Below are 6,000 nucleotides of genomic sequence, written 5' to 3'. Positions count from 1 at the left end.
GGATTACGTGATCCTCAGCTCCGCCCAGGACCACAAGCGCGTCTTTGACGACGACAAGGGCCCGAACACGGGTGGCATGGGCGCCTACAGCCCGGCTCCGGTGGTGACGGACGCTCTCCTCGACGAAGTCAAGTCGAAGATTATCGAACCGACCCTCAAGGGCATGGCCGCCGAAGGCAAGCCTTACACGGGCGTGCTCTACGTGGGCATCATGGTGACTGCGAAGGGCCCGAAGGTCGTGGAATACAACTGCCGTCTCGGTGACCCCGAATGCCAGATTGTGCTCCCGCTTTATGACGGCGATGTGCTCGCCTTGTTCGATGCCGCCGAAAAGGGCGAACTCGCCAAGCTCGGTGCTCCGAAGGCTCCGAAGGGCAGCTCCGCAATCGTCGTGCTCGCCAGCGCCGGTTATCCGGGCTCTTACGAAAAGGGCAAGGTCGTTACAGGTATTGAAGAAGCCGAAAAGAACGGCGCCCAGGTGCTCCATGCCGGAACCAAGATGGTCGACGGCAAGCTTGTGACCAATGGTGGTCGCGTGTTCGGCGTGGTCGGTCACGGTGCGACGCTCCAGGAAGCCTTGGATATCGCTTACGCCGCCTGCGAAAAGGTTCAGTTCGAAGGCAAGTTCTACCGCAAGGACATCGGTAAGAAGGGCCTTGCAAGACTCGCGAAATAAAAGAGAAATTGGTATAGAGATTGCTTCGCTTCGCTCGCAATGACATGTTTTTTGAACGTCATTGCGAGGAGTGAAACGACGAAGCAATCCAGGCCTGAAGGAATTAGTTTAAAAGGATACGCAAATGGATTTGAAAGAAAATGCAAAGGTCGGTATCGTTGCGGGTAGCAAGTCCGACCAGGAAACTGTAGATAAAATCACCGCGGTGCTCGACAGCTTCGGCATCGTGTGGGAATTCAACATTCTCTCTGCTCACCGCACCCCGAACGCTACGGCAAAGTATGCCCGCGAAGCCGCCGGGCGAGGCCTCCAGGTCCTCATCGGTGTCGCAGGCCTCGCTGCAGCCCTCCCGGGCGTGCTCGCAGGGCACACGATTCTTCCGGTCATCGGACTCCCCTGCGCGGGCGGCCCGCTCAACGGCGTCGATGCCCTGCACAGCATTGTGCAGATGCCCCCGGGAATCCCGGTGGCCACGGTCGGCATCGGTAACGGCAAGAATGCCGGTTACCTCGCCGCCCACATCGTCGCCATCGCAGATCCCGCAGTCCGTGAAAAGCTCGTTGCCTACCGCAAGAGCCTCGGCGATATCGAAGGTTAATCCGCAAGATGTTTAGGGGATACATCAAGATGAGCTCCAAGGTGGCCGCGCTCGTGGCTTTCCTTGTGGCAGTGTGTTTTGCCGGCGAGCCCAACTTGCCGGAGGTCCAGACTCCGTGGATGAAGGGCGAAAAACTGACCTTCAGTCTCGGTTGGGGCCCGATTACGGCTGGCGAGGCTACGCTCGAGGTGAAATCCCTGCCTGGCGGCAAGACGGAGTTCCTCACGTTCGCACATGGGAACAGCACCATTTCCCGAATCTACCCCGTGTTCGATACGGTCTATACCCGCGTCCGCAACAAGGGGCTCATGACGGAAGTCTTCCGCAAGAACCTCCACGAGGGAACCTTCCACAACACCTCCGTCATCCGGTTCGACCGCAAGGGCGAGAAGGCGTGGCTCTCCGACACGGTGTTTACCGACATGAAGACCCGCAAGGTCAAGCGCTCCGCCGATACCGCGGTCACCATCCAGGGCGTGGAGCACAGCATTATGTCGGCGTTCTACTACGTGCGGACGATGCCTCTTACGGTGGGGGATACCTCCCGTTTTTCGGCGGTGAGCGGCAAGAAGCGTTACGAACTTAAGGTGCTGGTTCACGGCAAGGAACAGCTGAAGACGGCTATCGGTACGGTGAATACGGTCAAGATCGAACCCGTGCTCGACGGTGACGGCATTTTCAACTCCAAGGGCCGCATTTTCATCTGGTTGACCGAGGACGAACGGCGCATTCCGGTGCTCATGGAGTGCGAAATTGCGCTCGGGTCCATCAAGGCGAAACTGAAAAAGGCAGAATAGTGTGCGAAATGGCATGAAAAACGAAAGATTAAGCAAGTTTTACATCTTTGTGTTTGGAAAAAATGCCGATAATAAGTTATATTCCAAAGGTGATTTCATAATCCGAGGCTTTTAATGTTTAAAAAAGTGATTTTGTTGCTTTGTGTGCTTTGTCTTGTGGTTTATGCCAAGCCCAAGGCTAAGACTGCTAGCAAACCTCAGCCCAAGGCTGCTGTTGAAGATGAATTTGATGAGAGTGGCTTTGAGTCTGCTCCATCTGCGGATGATGCTGATGACGATGAAGACGACGAGGGTGCTGCCCCCGATGAGTCGTCCTTGACCGCTTCCCAGAAGCAGGATCTGGCTGCCCGCAAGAAGTTCGAAGAGGAACAGCGCCTGGACGAATACGCGAACTCGCTTCGCCGTCGTAACTGGCTCAAGGACCGTCTGGTTTTCCAGATTGGTATGGGTTCCCGCTACCCGTTCATGGGTGAAACCGGTATGGGCATGGGCTTCGGTATCGGTGCCGAATACATCACCCGCTGGGGTATCGCCCTCTATGGTTCGGGCGGTTTGCTCCCCAAGGGAAACGACAACGACTTCGAAGGAATTCAGCTCGATGGCGGTTATGGTTACAAGGTCGGTTTGAACTACTACCTGTTCCCCAAGAACCCGCTCCACTTGGGCATCTCCGCTTCTTACGGTACGGTCTACTTCGACCACAATGTGGAACCGAACGCCGAAAACATTCGCCCGCTCATCACGGTCGATGGCTTCCAGTTCGACGTCTTGATTACCTACCTCACGAACGAATGGTACTACCTGCAGTTCTCCGTGGGTATGTACTACGCTCCCAAGCTTGCCAAGGATACTCCGGAAGAGAACCCGAGCTTGCGCTACCAGTCTACGGGTAGCTCCAAGATTATCTCCTCCGTGGTTAACCCCGACGGCATGAGCAAGACGGGCATCGTGTTCGGCATCTCCATCGGTTATGCCCTGCCGGAACTCTTCCCGGACGATACCGAAAAGCGCCGCCGCCAGCGCGAGAAGGAACGCGAACGTAAGTAATCGCAACCTGAATTTTCTGGTTTTAGAAAGCTCGCTCTATGCGGGCTTTCTTTGTATATGGCACTTGCGACACGCTTGACCCCCTGCTTTTTCTAGTAACTAGTAACTAGCAACTAGTAACTTTTTTAACTTTGTGCCACTATGGCAACCATTCCTACTCTAAAAGACAATCTCGTTATCGAGAATATCCGCCCGAACATCGAGGGCGGGCGTTTCATGATCAAGCGTGAACCCGGCGATTCCGTGACTCTCCAGGCCGACATTTTCCGCCACAGCCACGAGAAGTACGACGCCGCGATTTTCTACCGCCACGTGAGCAAGAAGAAGTGGGAAAAGGCCCCCATGCATTTCGTGGACAACGACCTCTGGGAAGGCACGTTCACCGTCAACAGCATCGGCTACTACGAATACAAGATTTGCGCCTGGACTTTGGAACCCAAGGACGTCCCGACGGAAAGCCCCGTGATGAAGCTCCGCGTGGACCCGTCGTACAGCCGTATCGGCACATGGTACGAGATGTGGCCCAAGAGCCAGGGTACCGACCCCAAGAAGAGCGCCACCTGGAAGGACTGCGAAAACCAGCTCGACTACATCGCCGACCTCGGCTTCGATACCGTCTACCTCGTGCCTATCCACCCGATTGGCGTCACCAACCGCAAGGGCGCGAACAATGCCCTGCATGCCAAGGTCGACAAGAAGGGCAATCCGCTCGAACCGGGATGCCCGTATGCCGTAGGCAACAAGCACGGCGGCCATTACGACGTGGACCCGGAACTCGGTACCATGAAGGACTTCGAGCATTTCGCGAAGACCGCGCGCAGCAAGGGCCTCCGCCTCGCGCTCGATATCGCGCTCAACTGCAGCCCGGACCACCCTTACGTGAAGAGCCATCCGGAATGGTTCTACCATGAACCCGACGGCAGCATCAAGTTTGCCGAGAACCCGCCCAAGAAGTATGAGGACATCTACCCGTTCGACTACTACAACGAGAACTACAAGGCGTTGTGGAAAGAAATCGAGAACATCATCCTGTTCTGGGCCGACAAGGGCGTCGAAATTTTCCGTATCGACAACCCGCACACCAAGCCGTTCCCGTTCTGGGAATGGCTCATCGCTGACGTGAAGGAAAAGCGCCCGGAACTCGTGTTCCTCGCCGAAGCCTTCACGCGCCCGAAGATGATGCATCGCCTGGCCAAGTCGGGTTTCGACATGAGCTACACGTATTTCGCCTGGCGCTCTGCCAAGTGGGAATTCGAACAGTACCTGAAGGAACTCACCCAGAGCGACGCGAAGGAATACATGCGCGGCATCTTCTTCCCGACCACTCCGGACATTTTCCCGAAATACCTCGCTTACAAGGGCCCGAACGCCTTCAAGCAGCGCTACTTCCTCGCGGGTACGCTTAGCAGCCTTACGGGCATGTACAACGGTTACGAACTGTGCGAAAACATCCCCTCGCCGGTCAAGGAAGAACTCGCCGACAGCGAAAAGTACCAGTACAAGGTCCACAACTGGAAGGGCCCGGGTATCCAGGACTTCGTGCGTCGTGTGAACACCGCCCGCCTGGAACATGTGGCCCTGCAGGAATACGACAACCTCGAATTCCACTATTGCGCCAACGACCAGCTGATGGTGTACTCCAAGAAGTCTGGCGACGACGTGATCCTCTGCGTTTGCAACATGGACATGGACAACGTGCAGGAAGGCATGGTGGAACTCGACATGGGCAAGCTTGGGCTCGCGCCGGATTCGTTCTACTTCTTGAAGGACCTGATTACCGACGAGAGCTTCGTGTGGCGCGGCAACCGCAACTTCGTACGCCTTGACCCCGCGAAGGCCCCCGGCCACCTGCTCGTGCTCAAGAAGATCTAGACCCGAATGTCCCCCTGAGGCTTGGTCATCCTGAACTTGTTTCAGGACAGGGTCAGAAAGCTTATATCCGGTGCTGACCTGCGTCAGCATGACTATCGGGATGTCACCCTGAGGACGCTCAGGGTCAGCATGACATGAGACTGCATAAAGAAAAGCCGCGCAACAGAGCACGGCCTTTTTGTGTATTGCCAGAGAATTGCTAGAACAGGAACGTCTTCCCGAGGGATGCTACGAAGGAGGCGTTCGAGTTCGTGAACACGCTCCCGTGGAATCCGCTCGGGTGGAAGTACGAAATCCCCAGCTGGGAGTTCCATTCCTTCACGTTCTTGGCGAACGTGATGGCGTATTCTATCGAAACTGCGCCTGCGCTCCCATTCTCGCCGAAGCGGGGGCCGAGCCATGCGGAAGCGGTTGGCCTCCAGTCGTACCTTCCGTCGACGTTCTCGACGAGGCGCAGCGTTTCTAGGCGGTCGCGCTTGCTTTCGAAGTCGCCTCCGCCCTGGTAGAACTGCAGTCCGCCCGCGGCTCCTGCGAAGAAGTGGTTGCCGACGTTGATTTCCGCGCCCGCGAGGATGCGTTCCTGGATGTTCCAGAAGGTGTAGTTCTCGTCGCCTTCGTCGCTTGCGAGCCACTCGTTGTACGTGCGGCTGCAGGGGGTGTCGTTGCAGCCGAACTGCAGCGTGCCGGCATACCCTGCGACCGATGCGCTTACGAACAGCGGGGAGAGTGCCCCTGCGGGGTGGAACCCGAGGGTGGCCGCGCCACCGCCGGCGTTCACCTGCTCCACGTTGAATCCGGTGGAACCGAAGGTACCGAACGCGTCGAGCGAAGCGCTGACCTGCTTTTCGCCGTCCGGAGTCGATTTCGGCTGGTGGGCCGTCGTCATCGGGGCGGATCCCATGGACTGTAACGAGGGGGCGATGCACCCTGTCGTGGTGAGGAGTACTGCCCCTGCGATAAGGAGGAGCGGAAGATTCTTTGTTCTCATTTTGACTTCCTTGGCCGGGGAG

General features: G+C 57.0%; 6 protein-coding genes. 5 read left to right on the top strand and 1 reads right to left on the bottom strand.

Annotation, left to right across the window (positions count from 1 at the left end; genetic code table 11):
* The 5 genes from IK012_RS06495 to IK012_RS06475 form a co-directional block, all read left to right on the top strand.
* The coding region (locus IK012_RS06495) for a phosphoribosylglycinamide synthetase C domain-containing protein (RefSeq protein WP_290952114.1) at positions 1-676 on the top strand (676 nt) is incomplete at its 5' end.
* Between the two features lie 124 nt (positions 677-800).
* On the top strand, positions 801-1,274 hold the full coding sequence (gene purE, locus IK012_RS06490) for a 5-(carboxyamino)imidazole ribonucleotide mutase (RefSeq protein ID WP_073116370.1): 474 nt from the start codon (positions 801-803) through the stop codon (positions 1,272-1,274).
* An 8-nt stretch (positions 1,275-1,282) separates the two neighbouring features.
* The gene (locus tag IK012_RS06485; RefSeq protein WP_173383841.1) at positions 1,283-2,071 is read left to right on the top strand and encodes a DUF3108 domain-containing protein; all 789 of its coding nucleotides are present in this window, start codon (positions 1,283-1,285) and stop codon (positions 2,069-2,071) included.
* A gap of 144 nt (positions 2,072-2,215) precedes the next feature.
* Positions 2,216-3,118 carry an autotransporter outer membrane beta-barrel domain-containing protein gene (locus tag IK012_RS06480; protein WP_290952111.1) on the top strand — a complete coding sequence of 301 codons (903 nt, stop codon included), beginning with the start codon at positions 2,216-2,218 and terminating at the stop codon, positions 3,116-3,118.
* 141 nt (positions 3,119-3,259) lie between these two features.
* Positions 3,260-4,990: a maltotransferase domain-containing protein gene (locus IK012_RS06475; protein WP_290952109.1), complete on the top strand. Its 1,731-nt coding sequence runs from the start codon at positions 3,260-3,262 to the stop codon at positions 4,988-4,990.
* A gap of 199 nt (positions 4,991-5,189) precedes the next feature.
* On the opposite strand, the gene IK012_RS06470 is transcribed toward IK012_RS06475, so the two are convergent.
* Positions 5,190-5,978 carry a hypothetical protein gene (locus tag IK012_RS06470; protein ID WP_290952107.1) on the bottom strand — a complete coding sequence of 263 codons (789 nt, stop codon included), beginning with the start codon at positions 5,976-5,978 and terminating at the stop codon, positions 5,190-5,192.
* Between the last annotated feature and the right edge of the window lie 22 nt (positions 5,979-6,000).

Origin of the sequence: Fibrobacter sp., assembly GCF_017551775.1 — a bacterium.
Lineage (GTDB): Bacteria > Fibrobacterota > Fibrobacteria > Fibrobacterales > Fibrobacteraceae > Fibrobacter.
This window is presented reverse-complemented; position numbering and strand designations above follow the sequence as displayed.